Genomic DNA, 20501 nt, shown 5'->3' with positions numbered 1-20501 from the left:
CTGCTGCTCCTTCCCGAGCTGGCTGGCTACGCCTTGGTCTTGGCTTCGAGCACCGGGCGCAGCAGGCGCAACGGTGTGCTCCAGTCGTACTGGTCACGGCCCCCGCCGGCCTTCGGCTCGTGCGGCATGTAGTCGCCGAACAGCACGCCCATCGCCTTCAGTCGCTCCACGTTGGCCGGGTAGGCCGGGTGGGCGGCCTGGGCCGAGTTGACGTACGGCTGGGCGGCTACCGGGATGCCCAGGCCGTAGGCCTCGGTGAGTATGCCGAGCGCCAGAGTGTCGGCATGGCCGTCCGCCCACTTGTTGATCGTGTTGAAGGTGGCGGGCGCGACCGCGATGGCGTCGGCCGGCGGCAGTGAGGCCGGCACCTCGGGCGTGCGCCAGGCCGAGCGGATCGGGTAGCCGGTCTGCTTCTCGATGGCGGCCTGATCGATGAACCCCATCGCGTTCGGCGTCGCTACCACGCCTACCGCCCATCCTTCAGCTTGGGCGGCTGAGATCAGCTGGCCCACGTCGTCGGCGATGCCGGAGGCGCACACGACGACGTAGAGGAACGGCTTGCTCAAGGTCGGACTCCCAACTCACGGCTGAACTGGCGTAGCCCCGGCAGGGCACCGCGGCGGTCGCGTGCTGCCATGTCGGCCACCAGCTCCCGGATGTCCGGACGACGCCGGATGTCTTCGGCGGCGTGACGTTCGGCGATGCGCAGGGCGCGGTAGCCCTCGGACAGTTTGCCCTGCTGGTTGAAGGCCCTGGCAAGGTCCACCCACAGTGCCGCTTGCCGTTCGGGTGCTGGGATGCGGCGCCGCAGCAGCGGCCGGGCCGTATCGATGGCGGCGCCGGCGTCGCCCAGGGCCACCGCGGCGGATACCCGGTGCAGCGCAACGTTGGTCTGGCTGAAGTTCGCCCAGGCATCCGGGTGGTCGCGGTCGACGTACCGGGCAACTTCGTCGGCTTGGTCCAGCAGCTCGCCGTGGTGGAACGGTCGCCACCACTACTGGCAGCCGTCACCCCGCGCAGGAGCATCAGGCCGAAGGCGGCGAGGGCACCGGGTTTGCGCTGGTCGTAGTGGCCACCGAGCTGGTCGGCGGTGTGCTGGACCATCGTGACGGCCGGCGCGTGGTGGCGCTCGCGGGTCATCAGGTGGGTCCGCCTGTGTCTGGAGGGCACCCCCTACAAGCCGTTCCGGCCCTGGTGGTGAGCTGCCGTGTTCGTCATCCTGGTCTACGACACCGCCGCCGAACGCAACCCCACGGTCCTGATGACCTGCCGCCGCTACCTCCACCGGACCCAGCGCAGCGTCTTCCAGGGCGAACTCACCGCCGCCCAGTACCGTGAGCTGACCAGCGCGCTCAGTACCGCCATCGACCCCGAGTACGACAGCATCGTCACGTACACCGCACGCTCCCCGGGCATGATCGACTCCACCACGATCGGCGTCCACCTCGGCGGCCCCGGCGACATCCTGTGACCTGCGTAACTGCACCGTCGGACCGCTGCGGCGCGCCGATTGGCTGCGGTCGAGTCAGACCGCGCGTGACCTGGGACTTTACCCTCGGGTCGTCAGTGTCGGGCGGCTCGGTCACCGCGGGTCCACGGTGGCCATTGCAAGCCGTGCAGTACCGCGCTGCTCATTTGGTCTTCCAATCACTGCACCCGTCAAGCGGCCTTGCTGCGCGACTGCATCGTCCGGAGCCTCCACCGACCGACCCAGGCCTGAGATGTTGATGACGTACGCTCAACAACCCGGCGATGGAGTACTGGATGTCGACGGTGGGGGTGGAGCTCGACTCCACCGCCCCCCGGGTGGTGGTCCGGGCCAGGTCCTTGACCTGAACGTCGCTGATGGCCGCCCCAGGGCGTCGTCGTCGCCTACGCCCCGGCCTTCGTCACCCGTCATCTGCTGATTCGCCGTCACATCTCCAGGTCAACTGCTAGCTTTTCCAAAGCAATTGACAGATCATTCACCGGGGGAACACGCCAGTGAACTGGATACACTCGCACGCCCAGGCCATCGGGATCGCCGCCTCAGCCTGGATGGTGTTCGCTGCCATAGTCGGCATCCGCGTCCGCCGCTGGCGCGACCGGCAGGCACAGGACGACCGCTGATGACACCCGTCACGTCCGGCGCGTAGTCTGCCTTCGGGGAGCGGCGCCATGGCGCCGTAGCGTCGGGGCCAGCGGGGTCGACGGGAGGGACTTCCGGCTTCGTGGCGGACCGTCAGCAGCACGCGGCGGCCCCGAGGGTAGAGTGCGGTCCTGGCCGCCGCCGCTCGGGGCAGCAGTCATGATGCGTTCCCAGGGCGGGGCCACACTGGCCGTTCCTGAAGGACATCCGGAAGGCGGTGCTGCTCTGACCTCCCCGAGAACAAGCGGCCTTCCCCGCGTCTCACCGCTGGAAGGCCGCGCTGAAGGCGCGCAACGCACTACGGCGTGACGGTGGAACAGGGACGCCGCGCTCGGCCGGCGTCATCAGCCCTAATTCCTCGGTAACGGGCGGTGGGAGCCAGGGGTTGCCATCGGACCGTTCAAGCGCTGGGGGCGTGATGCCTGGACTCACCCGGGCCATCGAGGTCTTCCGATAGAGCGGCACTTGCGGCCCCGGCGCTCGTGGTGGTGGCGGTCGCATGGGCGCCGGGCGGATGCCCGTTATCAGCCGGGCCGATTCAGGTCTACCTCCAGAGCGGCGACGCTCGGCGCCTTCATGGTCGCCACCACCGTCAACACCGCCTGCTTGATCACTCGTTGGTGTTGGTGGTCGGAGCCCGCTGCACGGTGACCTCTCGATACTCCCGAGCCATCTGAGCTTCCGCAACAGACCGAGGTCCGCGTGGCGCGCTGGTGCTATGAACGGCTAGTGAGGTGGCGGACCGACCGGGTGGTTGAGTCCTGGAATTAGACACCCTCACGGTGCGAAGGCGTCAAGTCGATGGCCGGCCGGAGCATGGGGCAGTCGAACAGAGCGGATCTTCGTGCGCGAGAATCGCGGCATGGTGATGGCGCGGCACTGGTACTCGTCGGTTCCCGTTGTGGACGGCCTCCCGCTGCTGGGCGAGCCCGGGTTCTGGGCCGCGCACCTGGTGGACTTGTACGAGGGGGAGCCGCCGGAGGCCTTCGGCGTGGACGCGGGTGACGCCGGCGCCATGTTGGACCGGCTGCAGGACAAGTCGGCCTGGCCGATGTTCACGGTTCCGTTGGAGGGCGGGTTCTCGATCGTCGTGCACTACAACAGCGGCGAGGAGTACACGACCACCGACTACTTCCTGGTCAGCCCGGGCGGTGCCGACGTGGTGCTGGCCAGCCCGGATGAGGACCGCATCGGTCCGGGCCTGTGCTGGCCGGAGCTCGTAGCGATCCTCCGCGCCCCCGACGGCGCGGACGGTGTGACCGATCCCCATGCCCGCCTGCTGCTGCTCCTTCCGGCGCTCGGTGACTCCCGGGTCCCCGAGGAGGCCGTGGGTGCCGTGGTCGAGGCGCTGATCGCCAATGGTGCCCCTGACGAGTGCGAAGCTCTGGCCCGGCAGCTGCTCGCGGGCCACCCGATGTGGGGTGCCCAGCCGTGGTCGTTCGATACGGACGAGCGGAGCTGGATCTGTGACAGCGAGCTCAGCCACCGGCAGTCCCCGCTCGGAGATCACCTGCCGCCCGCTGAGCGAGCCGCACTGGCGGACTGCCTCAACCCCGGCACCGTGACCGGCGCCTGAACCGTCAGGCAGCAGCGGCCACGGCCGGGGCTGGGAAGGCGACTTGCTCGTCGAACAGCCGGCGGTTCTTGAGGCAGTGGTAGAGCTGGCCGAGCAGGCGGTTGAACAGGTTGCGCTGGGCGGCGGCGTGCCAGTCGCCGGCGTCGTCGCGACGGCGCCGGTAGTGGGCCATGGCTCCGGGCGAGTTGGTCAAGGCGGCGAAGGCCCACAGGTAGCCGGCGTGGTTGAGCCGGTCGTTCTTCACCCACCGGCGGGTGATGCTCGACTTCTTGCCGGAGGCGCGGGTGACGGGGGAGGCACCGGCGTAGGCCTTGAGGCCGCGGGCGTCGGCGAAGCGTGTGCGGTCGTCACCGATCTCGGCCAGCACCCGGGCGCCGAGCTGGGGGCCGAGGCCGGGGAAGCTGAGGATGATCTCGGCGTCCGGGTGCTGCGGGAACATCTCCTCGACGGCCTGGGCGAGGTTGTCGGCGGCGGTGCAGGCGGCGGTGAGCTGGCCCATGAGGGCGAGCATCTGCTTGCCGAGCGCCTTCTCGACCAGGGCGGGCTGATGGGCCCACTCGGTGCGGAAGACCTCGCGTAGCCGCTCGGCCTCCGGTTCGATGCCGCGCTGGCGACCGGCCCGCCGGAGAGCCGCAGTGATCTGAGTGTGGGTCAGCCGGGCGGCCTGGGCAGGGGTGGGGGCGAGCTTGAGCAGCTCGCGGGCCTCGGGGCGGCACAGGCCGTTGGCCCACTTGGCGAAGGCCTCCAAGGCGGCCGGGTAGTACTCGCGCAGCAGGGAGCGGAGCTGGTTGGCGATCTGCTGCCGGTTCCAGACCGCGTCCTGTTGAGCGCGGGCGAGGACGGCGATGGCGCGGGCCAGGTCGCTGTCGTCGGGCAGGGGCCGGTGGGCGTGCATGTCGGTGCGCAGGATGTTCGCCAGGAGCAGGGCGTCGCCGGGGTCGGACTTCTTGCGGGAGACGGCGTGCCGGTCGCGGTAGCGGGCGGCGGCCAGCGGGTTGATCGCGAACACCTGGCGCCTGCCGGTCCGCAGCACGGCGACCAGCAACCCGCGGGAGGTCTCGATCGCGACCGGGATCGGGTTTTCGGCGGTGTCGCCGCATTCGGCGAGCAGGTCCAGCAGGATCTTGTAGCCGGCCGCGTCGTCGGTGATGTGACGTTTGGCCAGCAGCTGGCCCGAGTCGTTGACCAGGGCGACGTCGTGCGTCTTCTCGGCCCAGTCGATGCCGCAGTAGATCAAGGTTCCCTCCCCAAGGACGCGGTGTTTGCGCTGGTTGCGAGCGCATGCGGGCCACGCAGCGACCTAATTCCAGGACTCGACCATACGGTCGGTCCGCCACCTCACTAGCCGTTCGTGGCACCAGCGCGCCGCGCGGGCCTCGGTCTGTTGAGGGAGCTCAAGCGGCTCGGGCAGATCGAGAGGTCACCGCGCAGCGGGCTCGCACCACCAACACCAACGAGTGGTCAAGCGCAAGGTGTTGACGGTGGTGGCGGCCGAGTAGGCGCCGAACGTCGCCGGTCTGGGGGAAGGCCTGCACAGCCGGATATCTGTAAGGCATCCGTCCGGCGCCCACGCGACCGCCACCACCACGAGCGCCAGGGCCGCGTGCCGCTCTATCGGGAGACCTCAATGGCCCGGGTGAGTCCAGGCATCACGCCCCCGGCGCTCGAACGGACCGGTGGCAACCCCTGGCTCCCACCGTCCGCTAACAAGGAATTAGGGCTGATGACGACCGGGGGCCGCAGGCCTCGCCGTACGGCCGGTTCCGGTCGTCATCAGCCCTGGAGGCGGCGTCGTCATCAGGCCTAGGGGGCTCGCAACAGGTTAGCCGGTGCCGGGTACTGGCGAAGCGTCAGTTTCGTCATCAGCTCTGGAGGGCTCGCAACTGGCTGACGCCCGCCGCCACCAGGTCGCCGTGCTGCTGCCGTCATCAGCTCTGGAGAGCTCGCAGCGACCTGCGCGAAGGCGGGTTCGCTCGAACAGGCTGGCGTCGTCGGCTCTGGAAGGCCTGCAACGCAGGTGACGATCTCCCGGCCGGGGCCGTAACCGATGAGAGGGCTGCACCGAGCCGGACGTCATGTCGTCCCTTCGCATAGTAGCAGGTGGGGGAGGAGGGTTCACGCTGTCGAGCCAGCGCTGAGCCACCGTGAAGTGACTAGCTGTCAACTGTCGTGCCGACGGCCAATGGACCGGCCGGGCCGATCCAGGCGCTACGTTCGGGAAGCCCATGGCCGCCAGCGCACCGCGAAGGAAGCAATGAACGACTCCCCGTACACGCCGCGCACTTTCCCGATCTCGATCAAGGGCGTGGTGCTCGATTCGCAGAACCGAGTGCTGTTGCTCAAGAACGAGCGTGAGGAATGGGAACTGCCCGGCGGCAAGCTCGAACTCGGCGAGGAACCCGCGGACTGCGCCGCCCGGGAGGTCCGGGAGGAGAGCGGCTGGGATATCGCGGCCGGCCCCCTGCTGGACGTCTGGATGTACGAGCCGATCCCCGGCCGCCACGTCTTCATCGTCACCTACGGCTGCCGGCTGCTCGGACCGGAACAGGCCCCGGTGGTGAGCAGCGAGCACAAGGAGATCGGCCTCTTCGTCGAGGACCAGATCGCCGACTTGGTGATGCCGCAGGGCTACAAGGACTCCATCGCCCGCTGGTACGACCACCGCGGAGTCGGCTGATCCATGATGGCCCCGGAGGCACTGCGGCGCCGGGCCGCCCCCGGCCCAGAGCCTACTGGCGCGGCCGGCAGCTCGGTGAGATCGGAGACACCGTGCACCGCGGCCTGCTGGGTGCGCAGCTATAGATACGTCACATGTGAAATGGTATTGTCTTTTTCTGTGTGTGGATCAACGACGATCGGAGGCACTCTGTGGAGCAGCAGGACGGGTCGCGCGGTGTCGAGAGTCACGACCGCGCGGTGCCAGCCGCGTCGGCCGAGGCCTTCCGGCAGGGGTGGGCGGATACGGGCCTGAAGCTGTCGCCCGTTCCCGGGGCGGCGTACGCGGCCAAGCGGCGTGCGGCGGTGTCCGAGCGGTTCCCCGGGGAGCGGATCGTCATTCCGGCGGGTGGGCTCAAGGTTCGGAGCAACGACTTCGACTACGCGTTCAGGCCGCACTCCGCGTTCGTCCACCTCACCGCGGAGCAGGGGGCGAACGCGGTCCCCGACAGTGTCCTGGTCTTCGAGCCCACCGGGACCGGGCACTCGGTCACGCTGTACACCCGGCCCCGGTCACCGCGGGACGGCGGGCCGAACGGCACGGAGTTCTACCGCAGCCGCCAGCACGGCGAGTTCTGGGTCGGGAGGCGCCGGACGCTCTCGGAGACCGCCGACGCCTTCGGCATCGAGGCCGCCGCACGTGACGACCTGCAACGAGCCCTCGGTGGGAACGTCCCGACCCGGGTGCTGCGCGGCGAGGACGCGCTGGTCGACGCACTGGTGCCGCCATCCGCCCGGGACGAGGCCGAACTGAGCACCTTCCTCTCGGAGTTGCGGCTGGTCAAGGACGAGTGGGAGATCGAGCAGCTGCGCGCGGCCGTGGGGTCCACGGTCGCCGGGTTCCACGACGTCGTCGGCGAGCTGCGCCACGCCACCGGACTGGCGCGGGGCGAGCGCTGGATCGAGGGCACCTTCAACCGGCGTGCCCGGCTCGACGGTTACGGCCTGGGATTCGACACCATCGCGGCTGCCGGCGCCCACTCGTGCGTCCTGCACTGGATGCGCAACGACGGCCCGGTGCGGGACGGGGACCTGCTGCTGCTGGACGCCGGTGTCGAAGCCGACTCCTTCTACACCGGCGACGTCACCCGGGCGCTGCCGGTCAGCGGGCAGTTCACGGATGCTCAGCGCCGGGTCTATGACCTGGTCTTCGCCGCCCAGTCGGCGGGCATCGCCGCGCTGCGGCCCGGGGCGCGGTACGGCGACTTCCACCACGCCGCGATGCGGGTCATCGCCGAGGGCCTCGACGGCTGGGGCCTGCGGCCCGGCGGCACCGCCAGCGACCCCGACCCCGGGCTGTACGGCCGCTACACCGTCTGCGGCTCGGGACACATGCTCGGCCTGGACTGCCACGACTGCTCCGGCGCCCGCAGCGAGACCTATGCGGACGGGGTGCTCCAGGCGGGCCACGTCCTCACCGTCGAGCCGGGACTGTACTTCCAGCCCGATGACCTGACCATCCCCGAGGAACTGCGCGGCATCGGCATCCGGATCGAGGACGACTTCCTCATCACGGCCGACGGCCCGGTCTGCCTGTCCTCGGGCCTGCCGCGGGGCGCGGACGAGGTCGAGGCATGGATGGCGTCGCTGCGATGAGCGCGCACCGCCCGCTCGTGGACCAGGTCTGAGGTGCGCGGCGTAGGCGACGGACACGTCGCCTACGCCTTTTGCTGGTCGAACCGGTCAGCTGCGGCGGCGGCGCTCCAGCCAGGTGGCCAGGGCGGACAGGGTGGTGTTGATCAGGACGAAGCAGGCCGCCGCGACCAGGTAGGTGGGCAGCACGCTGTGGTAGTACTCGCCCAACACCTGGGCCTTGTGCAGCAGTTCGAGATAGCTGACCACATAGCCGAGGGTGGAGTCCTTCAGTAGCCGCACCAACTGGCTGACCAGGGTCGGGACCAGTCGGCGGACCGCCTGCGGGATCACCACCCAGGCCATCGCCTGCCAGTACGTCATGCCGAGGCTGTACGCGGCCTCCGACTGGCCGCGGTCCAGCGCCAGCACACCGGCCCGGAAGATCTCGGACAGCACGGCGGCGTTGCCGAGCACGATCGGGATGACCAGCTGCCAGAACACCGGAAAGGTCAACCCGGTCCGGGGCAGGCCGAACAGGAAGATGTACAGCAGCAACAGCAGCGGCACGGCCCGGAACAACTCCACATAGCCGCGGGCCAGCGCGCGGGCCACCCGGCTGCGGCTGAGCCGGACCAGCGCGACCAACGCCCCCAGTGGCAGCGCCAGTCCGGCGGCGACGGCCGTGACCAGCAGGGTCTGGCCGACGCCGTCGAGCAGGAACCGGATGATCGCCCAGTTGCCGAACATCTGCCACTGGGAGGCCGCCAGCTGCCCGTGCGCGGCGAACTGGCGCAGCGCCAGGGCCAGTAGCGCCGCCAGCACCAGCACCGAGACAGCGGTGACGATCCGGATCCGGCGCCGGCCCCGCGGGCCCGGGACGTCGAACAGCTGGTCGTCGTCCACCGTTTGGCCCTTCACCGTTTGATGGCCACCTTCCGTTCGATCCGGCCCGCGATCAGCCCGGAGGTCAGGGTGATCGCCACGTAGACCGCCGTTGTCAGCGCGAAGCTGGTCAGCGGGTTGTCGTACTTGAGCGTCACCAGCTGGGCCTGGCCGGTCAGTTCGGGCACGCCGACGGCGGCGGCCAGCGAGGTGCCGAGCGCCAGGCCGATGAAGACGCTGCCCAGCGGCTGCACCATCGAGCGCAGCGCCTGCGGTATCACCACGAACCGCAGGCACTGGGTGAAGGTCAGGCCGAGCGCCCGGGCCGCCTCGATCTGCCCGCGCGGCACGGTCCGTACTCCCGAGCGCACCACCTCGCAGACGAACGCGGCCCAGTACAGCGCCATGGTGAGCGCCACCGTCGCGAACAGCGGGTAGAGCAGCCCGACTTCGGGCATCCCGAAGACGAACAGCACCAGCAGCACCAGCAGCGGTATGTTGCGGAACGCCGTGACGTACGCCGCGCCGGCCAGCCGCAGCGGGGGCACCGGGCTGATCCGGCAGATCGCCAGCAGCACGCCCAGCACCAGCGCGCCCGCGAAGGCCAGCGCCGTCATCTCCACGGTGACCAGCAGGCCGTCGCCGAGCTGGCTCAGGACCGCCGTAGGCACCGGACTCAGCTCCCGGCGGCCGAGCCGACGACGGGCGGCGTCGGGGCGTCACCGGACAGTTCGGTGCCTATCGTCGCCTTCCATAGCCTGGCCCACTCGCCGTCCGACTCGATCAGCTTCAGCCAGTTGTCGACGAAGGTCTTCATCTCGGGCGAGCTCAACGGCACTCCGATGCCGTACGGTTCGTCGGTGAACGGCTGGCCGACCACCTTGACGTTCTTGTCCCGGGCCGCGTCGCCGAGCAGCAGCGCCTGGTCCAGCACGTACGCGTCGGTCCGGCCCTGCTCAACGGCCTGTTGGCACTCGGCGTTGGTCTGGAACAGCACCACCTTGGCGCTCGGGGCGAACTGCTTGATGTCGTTGGCGGCGGTCGAACTCGTCTCGGTGCAGACCGACTTGCCGTTCAGGTCGGACGGCTTGGTGATGGCCGTGTCGGACGACTTGACCAGGATGGCGTCGCCGGAGGAGTAGTACGGTCCGGCGAAGCCGACCTTCTGCGCGCGGGCGGGGGTGATGGTGTAGGTGGCGAGCACCGAGTCCACCGTGCCGTTCTGCAGCAGGACTTCGCGGGTGGTGACGTCGATCTGCACCCGGTTGGTGCTCGGCTTGCCGATGATGTACTTGGCGAGCATGTCGGCCAGGCCGGCGTCGAAACCGGTCACCTTGCCACTGACCGGGTCCTTGAGGGCGAACAGTGCGGCGGCGTCGGTGCCACCGACGTTCAGGGTGCCACGGGCCTTGATCTTCGCCATCAGGCTGCCGGCCGGGATGTCCGAGGCGGCGGCCACCGGCGCGTCGTCGATGACCTGTTGGTAGCTGTCCGCCCCGGCCGCCGAGCCGGACGAGCCGGGTGGGGCCGGCATCTTGCTCGACGAACTGCACGCGGTCAGGCCGCACGCGACCGTCAGGGTGAGCAGCAGCGCCGGGAGGGTCAGGGAGGAGCGAGTGGTCATGCGGGGTCTCCTTGCAGGCGAGGGAGCGCGGTGGTGCCGCATGCGGCCGGGCGGCGGTCGGCGTCAGTGCCGCAGGATCTTGCCGAGGAAGTCGCGGGCGCGGTCGGTGCTCGGGTTCTCGAAGAAGACGTCGGGCGGCGCGGTCTCCAGGATCCGGCCCTGGTCCAGGAAGGCCACCCGGTCGGCGGCGCGGCGGGCGAAGCCCATCTCGTGCGTCACCACGAGCATGGTCATGCCCTCGGCGGCGAGTTCGGTCATCACCTCCAGCACCTCGCCGATCATCTCGGGGTCCAGCGCGGAGGTCGGCTCGTCGAACAGGATCAGTCGCGGGTCCATCGCCAACGTGCGTGCGATCGCGACGCGTTGCTGCTGCCCGCCGGAGAGCTGGGCGGGATGGGCGTCGGCCTTGTCGGCGAGCCCGACCCGGTCGAGCAGCTCACGGGCGCGTGCCTCGGCCCGGGCGCGGGGCAGCCCGCGCACCCGGACGGGCGCGAGCGTGACGTTCTCCACTACCGTCCGGTGGCCGAACAGGTTGAAGGACTGGAACACCATCCCGACCTGGGCGCGTAGCCGGGCCAGTTCGCGGCCCTCGGCCGGAATCGGCGTGCCGTCCAGGACGATCTCGCCGGAGTCGATGGTCTCCAGCCGGTTCACGCACCGGCAGAGCGTCGACTTGCCGGAGCCGGAGGCACCCAGCAGGACCACGACCTCGCCCGCGTGCACGTCGAGGTCGACATCCCGCAGCACATGCGACTGTCCGTAGTGCTTGTTGACTCCCCTGAGCTGCAGCAGCGCGTCCGCACGGGCAGCACTGCCAGGACCACTCGCCACGGACACCTCGCGCACCGTCTCGATCCCGACGGCCCGCGATCCGTGGGCCGGAACGGGTATCTACCCACAACTGGCCTTCACCAAGGCGAAGATGAAAGACCGTTATGTTTGCGGCCGGAGCGCCGTCACGGCAAGGCGAACTCGACGCAGCCGGTGTCCAGCGAGTAGTAGGCGCCGACCACCCGCATCCGGTGCTCGCTGATCAGCGGGGCGAGCACCGGATCGACACGCAACTGCGCCACGGTGAGCCGGATCTGGGCGCGGACCGTGTTCTCGACCTGGTCACCGGGAAGTGGCAGCGCCGCTTCGTAGGCGGGTCGGAGCGCCTCCACCACGTCCTTGAACTTCGCCGGCACCTCGGTGCCGTTGTTGAGCGCGTCCACCGCGAACGTGACCGCGCCGCAGCGCTGATGGCCCATCACCACGACCAGCGGTGTGACGGCTTCCTCGGCTCCGTACTCCACCGCGCCCTGGATCAGGCCGTCGTTGGTCTGCGCGGCGGTCCGGACCACGAACAGGTCGCCCACCCCGAGATCGAACACGATCTCCGGTGGCACCCGCGAGTCGATGCAGGAGAAGACCGTGGCGATCGGGTGCTGCCCTGCTGCCACCGCCATCCGGCGGGCCACGGTCTGGTGAGGATGGGTCAGCTGACCCGACACCCATCGGTCGTTGCCCTGGATCAGCCGGCGCAGCACCAGCTCCGGGTCGGTCGACTCCTCGTCGGGCGATCCCGGCGCCTCGCGGACCGCCCAGGTCGGGCGGCCCACGGCGGCTTGCGCCGGGCCGCCGAGCGCGGGGGTGGCAGCCAGCGCGGCGGCGCCGCCGACCAGGAACCGGCGTCGGCTCGGCACGGGCGCGGGGGGTGATTGGGGGACGATCCGATCAGTCACTGGCTGCTCCGATGACGTGGGCTTCACCGCAACTCATGCGCAGATCATCGCCGCGAAGCACGGCCTGCCACGCCCGACGCGCCCGACGCACGCGCGCACACGTCGCACGATCGCACCCAAGGTGCAGCGTGCCACCCCGTCCACGCTCCACGGTCGCTCCACGCCCGTCCACGCTCCACGGTCGCTCCACGCCCGTCCACGCTCCACGGTCGCTCCATGCCCGTCCGCGATCCACGATCGCTCCACGCCCGTCCGCGAGCGCGGAGCCGATTCCAGGGCCGGCAATGGCCCGAGCCCCCGGATCGTCGATCCCCCAGGGACCGATCGCATATCCCCTGTGGATCCCCATCCTCTGGAATGGTCGGCATGAGGTCGACGAGCAGGGAGCCGACGTGGCTCTGATCAAGGGGAGCGAGCGGGCGACGCTGGCCCAAGCCGCGCTCTACTTCGCGGATGAGAAGGCCGAAGCGACAGGGGCCTTCAACCTCGCGGTGCGCGTGGAGGTCCGGGGCCGGATCGCGGCGGCGGAGCTGGCCGCCGCCTGTCGGCGGCTGGTGGCCGCGACGCCGGCCCTTCGGGTGCGGATGGGCATCGACGCCTGGACCGGGGAGATCGTCTACGGCTTCTCGGATGACGAGCCCGAGATCGAGATGCTCGCCGAGCCGGTGGACGACGCCGAGACCTTCATCGCGGCGCGAACCATGCGGCCGTTCGAGGTGGACGACGGTCCGCTGGTGCGATTCCTCGTTCTGCCGGTGGCTCCCGGGCACACGACAGTGGTCCTGATCGTCCACCATCTCGTCTACGACTGGATCAGCCACCGCCTCCTCGCCGAGCAGCTGAGCATGTCCATCACCGGAGCCGTGACGCCGGCCTCGCCTGACGAGTACGTCCGCCTGGTCCGCCGGGTTCGCGCGGCTGAGGAGTCCGCGCTCACCGAGGACCGCGACTACTGGTACGACAGGATCCCGCCATCGGCGATGGTCGCCCCGTTCCCGCGCGAGGGCGCCTCCGACACGGTGCTGCGGCGGATCATCACCGCGGATCCGGCCGCCGCGGCAGGCATCAGCGCGTGCGCCGGCTCCGTCGGCATCAGCGTATTCAAACTGGTCTCGGCGGCGGTCCACCATGCCTTGCCGGTGCCGGACAGCGGTGTGACCGCGCTCGGCGCGGCCGCATCCCAGCGGCTCGCCGGCGAGGCCGCGGTGGTGGGATGTTTCATCAACGAGGTGCCGCTGCCCGCGAGTCGGGAGGCCGGCGAGACAGTCGTCGACCTGGCTCGGCGAGAGCATGCGAGATGGTCCGACGATCTGCGGCGGCGCCACTACTCCTTCGCCGACCTGGCCGCGCACGTGCGCCGCGGCGGGGGTGCGGTGGAGGCACTGAACCAGGTGATGATCTCCTACCGCAGCCAGCAGCAGTCCGTCGAGCGCGCCTTCGCGGGCGTGACGTGCACGGCAGAGCTCGACGTCCCCAACTACGCGGCCAAGACCCCGCTGTCGGTGCGCTTCTTCGAGGACGGTGGCGGCCTCGGCTGCGAGGTGCAGTGGAGCGGGCACCTGTCGGCGCGGTCCGGCGAGCGGTACACGCAGTGCCTGGCCGAGTCACTCGCACAGTGCGCCGGAACCGCGGTGCGGATTGAGGAGGCCTCATGAACGGGATGACTGGCACAACCGGAACAACCGGAACAACCGGAGCGAGCGAGGCGAGCGGGAACCAGAACGGGGATCTGATCCCCCTCGGTGACACCGGGTGGCAGGTGTGGCGACAGGTGGAGCTGCGCTCCGCCGGGTTCCCGTCGGCCATCGTCGAGCCGCTGGCCGACGACGAACTGCTGGCGGCCGCAGCCGCCGAGGACTCCGAAGCCCCGCTGTCGGACGCACTGGCCCGGGAGTACGACGGCGCCATCGCACGGATGGAGGCGGCGCTGCGCGCGGCGGCGGCGGACCCGATGCTCCGCGAAGCGGTCGCGTGGCAGAACCCCGCCATGCTCCGCGACTGCGTGGACAAGGTCGCCACCCGGTCCAAGGCCCAGCCGGCACGGCAGCGCCGCCGGGAGCTCAAGGTCGCCACCTACCTCCAGCGCTACGGCTTGAAGAACGAGACCATCGGCTTCTTCGGACCGCACTGCTGGGGTCGATGGTGCGAGGACACGACCGGGATGACGGTCCGGCCCGGTGAGCGGCTGCTGCGCCGACGCCAGGTGTACTTCGAGCACTGGGCCGTCGAAGCGGTGGCCCGGGCGCTCGCCGCCGATCCGCGGGTGCGGGTGTCCCTCAAGCCGCGTCGCTCGGAGGCCGACGTGCTGCTGGGCGACGGCAGCGTTCGCAGGCCGCGCGGCCCGGTGCGCGAGCTCACCGCCGCGGAGGCCGAGGTCTTCGACCTGTGCGATGGGGCCATGACGATCCTGGAGATCGAGCGGTCGATCCCGGGATACGCCGAGCGGACCGGCGAGAGTGTGTTGGCGGTCGTCGACCGGCTCACCGCGGAAGACCTGCTGGTATGCGAACTCCCGCTCTCCGTGGGCGAGTTCCGCGAGCAGGAGCTGCGCGGTGAGCTCCTGGCGGTGGCCGACGCGGTGGCCCGCGAGCAGGCGCTCGGCCTCCTGGACGAGGTGCTCGCCGCCCGTGAGGCCGTGAGCGAGGCGGCGGGCGACGCCGACTCGGTGTTCAAGGCAATGGAACGGCTCGACGAGGTCTTCGAGCGGGTGACCGGGCAGGATCCGGCACGCCGGGCGGGACAGGCCTACGGCGGTCGGCGGGTGGTGTACGAGGACACGGTCCGCGACACCGAGGTGGCATTGGGGGCGGACCTGCTCGGACAACTCGCCGCGCCGTTGGGCCTGTTGCTCGACAGCGCGCGCTGGTTCGTCGGACAGGTCGGCGAGGCGTACGGCAGGCGCCTCGTGCAGGTGTACGAGAGGCTCCGCTCGGCCTCCGCGGACGGCGAGGTGTCGCTGAACGCCGTCCTCAACGCGATGACACCTGACCTGGTCTACTCGTTCCAGGACCTCGCGCCGCCGGTCGCGGCGGTCGTCCCGGAGCTCCAGCGGCGCTGGGCGGAGATCCTTGCGGTCCCGGACGGCGTCCGCCGCCACCAGGTGTCGGCCGCCGACCTGGCCGACCGGGTGCGCGAGCTGTTCCCGGCCTGCGAGCCGCCGTGGTCGTCGGCGGTCCACCAGTGCCCGGACATCATGATCACCGGCCGCGACCCGCAGGCGATCGCCGCCGGCGACTACGAGTTCGTGCTCGGAGAGCTGCATCTGGCGATCAACACGCAGGACAGCCCGGCCGGTATCGCGCAGTGCCCCGACCCCGCCCGGTTCGCCGCGACGGACGCGGCCGACCGCCGGACGCCGCGCGTGCTCCCGCTGCCCGCACGGGAATCCCCGGCGGTCAACTCCCGCACGTACCCTCCGGTGCTGGTCGGCCCGCAGGACCTGGTGTGGACCATGCACGCCCGAAACACCGGGACGACGGGCCGGGTCATCCCCGGCGCGTCCATGACCGTGCACCGCGATGGCGAGCGTCTGATCGTCAAGTCCCCCGAGGCGCCGGACCTGGACATCCTGGAGGTGCTGGGGGAGTACCTGTCCGGCGCCGCCATGAACGGCTTCAAGCCGCTGCCGTCGGCCGCATACCGTCCCCGCGTCACGATCGACCGGCTGGTGATCTCCCGCGAGTCCTGGAGCATCGGCGTCACCGAACTGGCCTGGGTGCGGCGTTCCGACCGCGTCGAGCGGCATCGGGCCGCAGTGCGCTGGCGCGACTTGGTGGGGCTGCCGCGGCGTGCCTTCTACCGGGTCGCGGTGGAGGCCAAGCCGATCTACGTCGACTTCAGCAGCATCGCGTTGGTGGAGTTGCTCGCCGCTGCGGTCCGCAGCGCGGCCGAGGACGATCCCGCGTCCCGGGTCTCGTTCTCCGAGATGCTGCCCGACCTGCCCGGGCACTGGCTCCGGGACGGCGCGGGCGCGGCCTACGCGTCCGAGCTGCGGCTCGTCGCGATCGACGGCGCCGGCGCGTAACTCCCAGCCGGCGATGGCGACATCAGACTCACCGCTACCCCTGACCTAAGGACACGACACATGAACACCGCATCAGACCTGACGTCCAACCAGCCCACCGCCGAGATGTTCGCACCGCAGGTCGCGGAGGTCTTCCAGGAGGTCCTCGGCGGCGACGCACCCGTGAACGGCGAGAGCGACTTCTTCGAGCTCGGCGGTAACTCGATGCTCGGCGCGCGCCTGGTCGCCCGGCTGCGCCAGGTCTTCGACGTCAAGGTGACGATCCGCGACGTCTTCCGGGCCAGGACGGTCGACGGCGTGGCCGAGGCCGTGGCCGTTCGAACCGCTCAGGGCTAGGGCACGGCCGGACACTGGAGACAGGTACGCGAATGACCTCAGCATCGCAGGGGTGGGACCGACTCGGCGGGGGCGGCCAGGGCGCCCTGGTCCTGGCCGTCGACTTCGACGGAAGCACCCGCCAGGAGGCCACCTTCCGGGACCTGGCCCGGCTGCTGCCCGATCGGCTGGACGTGTGGCACGCGGTCCCGCCGACAGCGGATCTCGAGCGCGCCGACCAGTACCTGGCCTGGTGGCTGGAGACCCTGCCGCGCTCCGGCGAGCGCGTCTCGGCGGTCCTCGGCTACTGCGCGGGCGGTGTGTACGCGGCGGCGCTGGCCGACGCGATCGAGCTCAGGCAGGAGGTCCGGCCCGAGGTCGTCCTCTTCAACCCGGGATCGCCGAACACGGCGACCCTCAGCCGCGATCTGTTCGGCGCGCTGGGGTCGATGACCGCGCTGAACGAGGACGAGCGGCAGCGGTTCCGGCAGCGCGCCGAGGAGGTCGCCAAGCACTGCGCCGGCGACTTCGCGGCCCTGGCGGAGGAGTTCTGCGCCGTCTACGTCGACGCCAGCCGGATCGCGTTCGATCGATGGGGCATCGAGGGCGAGGTCGGCGACGAGCTCATGGGGCTGTTCCGCGCCTATACGCGCTACCTGTCGGCGGCGCGCCAACTGGAGCGCCAGCCCCGGTGGGTGGACGCACTGTCCATCAACTCGGCTGACCACGAAGGCGGTTTCACGGATCGTGAGACCTCGTTCGACGCCAGCCGCGCCGATCTGCTGCGCAGCCCGGCGGTCGCCGCCGCCGTCACGGCCACGCTCACGGTCAGCAGCTGAAAGGCCATCACCATGTCAACCCGAACCATGTCATCCCGACTTTCGACGAACGCGCCGCGCACCGCCCCCGAGCTGTTCGCCGAGCAGGTCCGCGCGACTCCCGACGCGGTCGCCGTCGTCCACGACGGCCGCGAGCTGACCTACCGGGAACTCGACGACCGGGCGGCCCGGCTCGCCGGAGTGCTCGCCGACAAGGGCGTTGGGCCCGGTGCGTTCGTCGCAGTGATGCTCGACAGGTCGACCGACATCGTCGCCGCGCTGCTCGCGGTGCTGAAGACCGGCGCCGGGTACGTGCCGATCGCCCTCGACGACCCGGCCCGGCGGATCGCGCATGTCCTCGCCGACTCCGCCGCGCCGATCGTGGTGGCGTCGGGCGAGGCCGCTCGCACCGTGCTCGCCGGGACGGACACCGGGGCCTGCGTCCTGCACCTGGAATCTCCGGAGACCGAAGGACTGCTGGACGCCTGCGATCCGGCTGGATCGGTGTACTCGGCGTTCTCGACATCCGTGGCCCCGCCGCCCGAAGACGACAGCACCGCCTATGTGATCTACACGTCCGGCTCCACGGGCATGCCCAAGGGCGTCGTGATCGAGCACGGAGCCCTGAACACCTACCTCGACTACGCGCGCACGCACTACCCCGCCGCGGCCGGCCGGACGCTGCTGCATTCCTCGGTCTCCTTCGACCTGGCCGTGACGAGCATCTTCCCCCCGCTGATCGCGGGAGGATCGGTCGAGGTCGTCGATCTGGTCTCGCTGGCCGACGGCCGTGCCCTGCCGCCGGGATTCCGCAAGCCGAGCTTCCTCAAGGTCACGCCGTCGCACCTGGCGCTGCTGCGTCGGCTGCCCGGTGAGTGTTCGCCGAGCGAGCAACTGGTGATCGGCGGCGAGGCGCTGCTCGGCGCGGCGCTGGAGGCGTGGCGGGCGGCACACCCCGGGGTGAGCGTCGTCAACGAGTACGGCCCCACCGAGGCGACCGTCGGCTGCTGCGTGTACGTGGTCGAACCCGGTCGCCGGTTGGAGCCGGGAGCCGTGCCGATCGGGCGCGCCATCGAGGGCACCCGGCTGTACGTCCTCGACGACGCCCGGCGGCCCGTCCCCGACGTCGGGATCGGCGAACTGTTCATCGGGGGCGCCCAGTTGGCGCGCGGATACCTGAACCGTCCGGCGCTCACCGCGGAGCGGTTCATCGACGATCCGTCCGGCGAACCGGGCCCGGGGAGGATGTACCGCACCGGCGACCTGGTCCGGACGCGGCCGGACGGCGAGCTCGAGTACCTGGGCCGGGTCGACGACCAGCTGAAGGTCAACGGCTACCGGGTCGAGCTCGGCGAGATCGAGGCAGCGCTCGCGGGGTCCCCGCTGGTGGACCGGGCTGCCGTGGTGCCGAGCCCGGACGACGCGGGCAACACCCGGCTCACCGCCTACGTCGTGGGCGCGGCCCAAGGCGCCGTCGACGCCGTCGAGTTGCGCCGGTTCCTGGCGAGGACGCTGCCCCAGTACATGGTCCCGGCCGTCTTCGTACCGATGGCCGATCTCCCGCTCACGGCCAACGGGAAGCTCGACCGCGCGGCGCTCCCCGGACCGGAGGCGGCCGAGCCCGCCGGGACCGGGGTCGGGCCGATGACACCGGAGCAGGAACTGCTGTGCCGGATCATCGGGGAGACCGTCGGCGCCGAGCAGGTCGGTATCGACGACGACTTCCTCGCTCTGGGCGGCACGAGCATCGCCGCCGCACGCGTGGTCACCCGCGCCCGCAAGGCCGGCTTGCAGGTCGGTCTGATGGACGTGCTGCGCAAGCGCACCGTCCGGGACATCCTCGCCGACTGACCGGTCCCCGGTCTCCCGTTCAAGGACAGGACTCTCCATGCTCCGCACTGAAGGCAGCACGCTCGGCGGCGTGCCCGCCGACGTTCACGACAACGGCCACACCGCCGCACTGGTCTACGACCTCGCCACCGTCGAGGATCCCCTGGCCTGGGTCACCGCCCACCGGGAGCCGCTGCGCGCCGCGCTCCGAAGCAGCGGGTTCGTCCTGCTGCGCGGCGCCGCGGGCGATGTCGGGGCGTTCCACGAGGTGGTCAGCGCGGTGGGCGGCGACCTGCTCGAGTACACCGAGCGCTCCACCCCGCGCAGCGCGGTCAGCGGCAACATCTACACCTCCACCGAGTACCCCGCCGACCAGGCGATCCCGATGCACAACGAGAACTCCTACGCGAGCCGTTGGCCGGAGCTGCTGTTCTTCTCCTGCCAGACCCCGCCCGCGACCGGCGGCGCCACCCCGATCGCCGACAGCCGATCGGTGCTCGCCCAGCTGCCCGCGGATCTGCGGGCGCGTTTCGCCGACGGCGTCGTCTACACCCGCGCGTACCGCGACGGGCTCGGCCTGAGCTGGGAGGAGGCCTTCCAGACCGCCGACCGCGGAGCGGTCGAGCAGTACTGCACGCGCCACGGCATCGAGTTCGAGTGGGCCGAGGACGGGCTGCGCACCCGGCACCGCCGGCCGGCCACCGCCCAGGCCGCGCACACGGGCGAGGAGGTCTGGTTCAACCAGGCCAACCTGTTCCACGTCTCGAGCCTGGAGCCCGAGGTGCGCGAAGCCCTGCTCGGGGTGTACTCGGAGGCCGAGCTGCCCCGCAACGCCTACTTCGCGGACGGCGGTTCGATCCCCGATGAGGCCCTGAGGACGATCGCGTCGGCCTACGACCGCGTCGCGCTGGCGCTGCCGTACCGGCAGGGCGACGTCCTGATGATCGACAACATGCTGATGGCCCACGGCCGCGAGCCGTACACCGGCGACCGCCGGATCCTCGTCGCGATGAGCTGACCGGCCGCGACACCCCCGAAACGAAGGAGGAAGCCATGGCCGACGGCCATGAGGCGCAGTTCAAGGTAGTCGTCAACCACGAGGAGCAGTACTCCCTTTGGGCCGCGGACCGGCCGAATCCGCCGGGCTGGTTCGACGAGGGGACGGCGGGTTCCAAGCAGGACTGCGTCAAGCACATCGAGCAGGTGTGGACGGACCTGCGGCCGCGCAGCCTGCGCGACCGGATGGCCGCTGCGGCGGACGCCTGATCCTGTGATCTTCTGAGCGAGGCT

Annotated in this window: 19 protein-coding genes and 1 pseudogene; 12 read left to right on the top strand and 8 right to left on the bottom strand. The window is 70.6% G+C overall.

From position 1 onward, the window contains the following. Positions 1-26: 26 nt before the first annotated feature. Positions 27-566 carry a flavoprotein gene (locus E6W39_RS03970; protein ID WP_141632285.1) on the bottom strand — a complete coding sequence of 180 codons (540 nt, stop codon included), beginning with the start codon at positions 564-566 and terminating at the stop codon, positions 27-29. Then, positions 563-1140 (bottom strand): annotated as a pseudogene (locus E6W39_RS40980) (hypothetical protein); the annotation flags it as partial. The pseudogene E6W39_RS40980 and the gene E6W39_RS03970, both read right to left, overlap by 4 nt. Before the next feature lie 67 nt (positions 1141-1207). On the opposite strand from E6W39_RS40980, the gene cas2 reads away from it, so the two are divergent. From cas2 to E6W39_RS03955, 3 genes are all read left to right on the top strand, one after another. After that, the gene (gene cas2 / locus E6W39_RS03960) at positions 1208-1471 is read left to right on the top strand and encodes a CRISPR-associated endonuclease Cas2 (protein WP_141632283.1); all 264 of its coding nucleotides are present in this window, start codon (positions 1208-1210) and stop codon (positions 1469-1471) included. A gap of 512 nt (positions 1472-1983) precedes the next feature. Beyond that, positions 1984-2109 (top strand): hypothetical protein, encoded by a 126-nt coding sequence (locus tag E6W39_RS42645; RefSeq protein ID WP_267286669.1) that lies wholly within the window; start codon positions 1984-1986, stop codon positions 2107-2109. A gap of 863 nt (positions 2110-2972) precedes the next feature. After that, positions 2973-3704 (top strand): hypothetical protein, encoded by a 732-nt coding sequence (locus tag E6W39_RS03955; protein ID WP_141632282.1) that lies wholly within the window; start codon positions 2973-2975, stop codon positions 3702-3704. 4 nt (positions 3705-3708) lie between these two features. Here the strand turns inward: E6W39_RS03955 and E6W39_RS03950 are convergent, their stop codons facing one another. Next, on the bottom strand, positions 3709-4941 hold the full coding sequence (locus E6W39_RS03950; RefSeq protein WP_141632281.1) for an IS110 family RNA-guided transposase: 1233 nt from the start codon (positions 4939-4941) through the stop codon (positions 3709-3711). Positions 4942-5958: 1017 nt separating this feature from the next. On the opposite strand from E6W39_RS03950, the gene E6W39_RS03945 reads away from it, so the two are divergent. Together E6W39_RS03945 and E6W39_RS03940 are read left to right on the top strand one after the other, a co-directional pair. Then, positions 5959-6381, top strand: a complete 423-nt coding sequence (locus tag E6W39_RS03945; protein ID WP_141632280.1) for an NUDIX hydrolase — start codon at positions 5959-5961, stop codon at positions 6379-6381. A 239-nt stretch (positions 6382-6620) separates the two neighbouring features. After that, positions 6621-8015: an aminopeptidase P family protein gene (locus E6W39_RS03940; protein ID WP_407658362.1), complete on the top strand. Its 1395-nt coding sequence runs from the start codon at positions 6621-6623 to the stop codon at positions 8013-8015. An 87-nt stretch (positions 8016-8102) separates the two neighbouring features. On the opposite strand, the gene E6W39_RS03935 is transcribed toward E6W39_RS03940, so the two are convergent. From E6W39_RS03935 to E6W39_RS03915, 5 genes are all read right to left on the bottom strand, one after another. Continuing rightward, positions 8103-8912, bottom strand: coding sequence for an amino acid ABC transporter permease (locus E6W39_RS03935; RefSeq protein ID WP_141632278.1), 810 nt, complete (start codon positions 8910-8912; stop codon positions 8103-8105). Continuing rightward, the gene (locus tag E6W39_RS03930) at positions 8909-9547 is read right to left on the bottom strand and encodes an amino acid ABC transporter permease (RefSeq protein ID WP_228717952.1); all 639 of its coding nucleotides are present in this window, start codon (positions 9545-9547) and stop codon (positions 8909-8911) included. The genes E6W39_RS03935 and E6W39_RS03930 overlap by 4 nt, the downstream gene beginning before the upstream one ends. A 5-nt stretch (positions 9548-9552) precedes the next feature. Then, entirely contained in the window at positions 9553-10500 is a 948-nt protein-coding gene (locus tag E6W39_RS03925; protein WP_181799084.1) for a glutamate ABC transporter substrate-binding protein, read from the bottom strand. A gap of 63 nt (positions 10501-10563) precedes the next feature. Beyond that, entirely contained in the window at positions 10564-11346 is a 783-nt protein-coding gene (locus E6W39_RS03920) for an amino acid ABC transporter ATP-binding protein (protein WP_323808983.1), read from the bottom strand. A 110-nt stretch (positions 11347-11456) separates the two neighbouring features. Further along, a complete protein-coding gene (locus E6W39_RS03915) occupies positions 11457-12185 on the bottom strand; it encodes a carbonic anhydrase (RefSeq protein WP_141632276.1) in 729 nt (242 codons plus the stop codon). Between the two features lie 431 nt (positions 12186-12616). Here E6W39_RS03915 and E6W39_RS03910 point away from each other — a divergent pair, with 431 nt between their 5' ends. From E6W39_RS03910 to E6W39_RS03880, 7 genes are all read left to right on the top strand, one after another. Beyond that, a complete protein-coding gene (locus E6W39_RS03910; protein WP_181799083.1) occupies positions 12617-13879 on the top strand; it encodes a condensation domain-containing protein in 1263 nt (420 codons plus the stop codon). 116 nt (positions 13880-13995) lie between these two features. Beyond that, positions 13996-16248, top strand: a complete 2253-nt coding sequence (locus E6W39_RS03905) for a lantibiotic dehydratase (protein WP_181799082.1) — start codon at positions 13996-13998, stop codon at positions 16246-16248. Between the two features lie 60 nt (positions 16249-16308). Beyond that, complete coding sequence (locus tag E6W39_RS03900; RefSeq protein ID WP_141632273.1) at positions 16309-16584, top strand: acyl carrier protein; 276 nt, start codon at positions 16309-16311, stop codon at positions 16582-16584. A gap of 32 nt (positions 16585-16616) precedes the next feature. Beyond that, positions 16617-17402 carry an HMG-box domain-containing protein gene (locus E6W39_RS03895; RefSeq protein ID WP_141632272.1) on the top strand — a complete coding sequence of 262 codons (786 nt, stop codon included), beginning with the start codon at positions 16617-16619 and terminating at the stop codon, positions 17400-17402. Positions 17403-17429: 27 nt separating this feature from the next. Next, entirely contained in the window at positions 17430-19232 is a 1803-nt protein-coding gene (locus E6W39_RS03890; protein WP_141632271.1) for a non-ribosomal peptide synthetase, read from the top strand. A 37-nt stretch (positions 19233-19269) separates the two neighbouring features. After that, a complete protein-coding gene (locus tag E6W39_RS03885) occupies positions 19270-20229 on the top strand; it encodes a TauD/TfdA family dioxygenase (protein WP_141632270.1) in 960 nt (319 codons plus the stop codon). A gap of 35 nt (positions 20230-20264) precedes the next feature. Further along, positions 20265-20477, top strand: a complete 213-nt coding sequence (locus E6W39_RS03880) for an MbtH family protein (RefSeq protein WP_141632269.1) — start codon at positions 20265-20267, stop codon at positions 20475-20477. The last annotated feature ends 24 nt before the right edge of the window (positions 20478-20501 follow it).

Origin of the sequence: Kitasatospora acidiphila, assembly GCF_006636205.1 — a bacterium.
GTDB lineage: Bacteria > Actinomycetota > Actinomycetes > Streptomycetales > Streptomycetaceae > Kitasatospora > Kitasatospora acidiphila.
Note: the sequence above shows the minus strand (reverse complement) of the source record. Positions and strands in the feature narration are given on the sequence as shown.

Bases quoted from the DNA above. Each gene is read 5' to 3' on its own strand.
- E6W39_RS03945 (WP_141632280.1), top strand. From the start codon at position 5,959: ATGAACGACTCCCCGTACACGCCGCGCACTTTCCCGATCTCGATCAAG.
- E6W39_RS03925 (WP_181799084.1), bottom strand. From the start codon at position 10,500: ATGACCACTCGCTCCTCCCTGACCCTCCCGGCGCTGCTGCTCACCCTG.
- E6W39_RS03900 (WP_141632273.1), top strand. From the start codon at position 16,309: ATGAACACCGCATCAGACCTGACGTCCAACCAGCCCACCGCCGAGATG.
- E6W39_RS03895 (WP_141632272.1), top strand. From the start codon at position 16,617: ATGACCTCAGCATCGCAGGGGTGGGACCGACTCGGCGGGGGCGGCCAG.
- E6W39_RS03890 (WP_141632271.1), top strand. From the start codon at position 17,430: ATGTCATCCCGACTTTCGACGAACGCGCCGCGCACCGCCCCCGAGCTG.
- E6W39_RS03885 (WP_141632270.1), top strand. From the start codon at position 19,270: ATGCTCCGCACTGAAGGCAGCACGCTCGGCGGCGTGCCCGCCGACGTT.
- E6W39_RS03880 (WP_141632269.1), top strand. From the start codon at position 20,265: ATGGCCGACGGCCATGAGGCGCAGTTCAAGGTAGTCGTCAACCACGAG.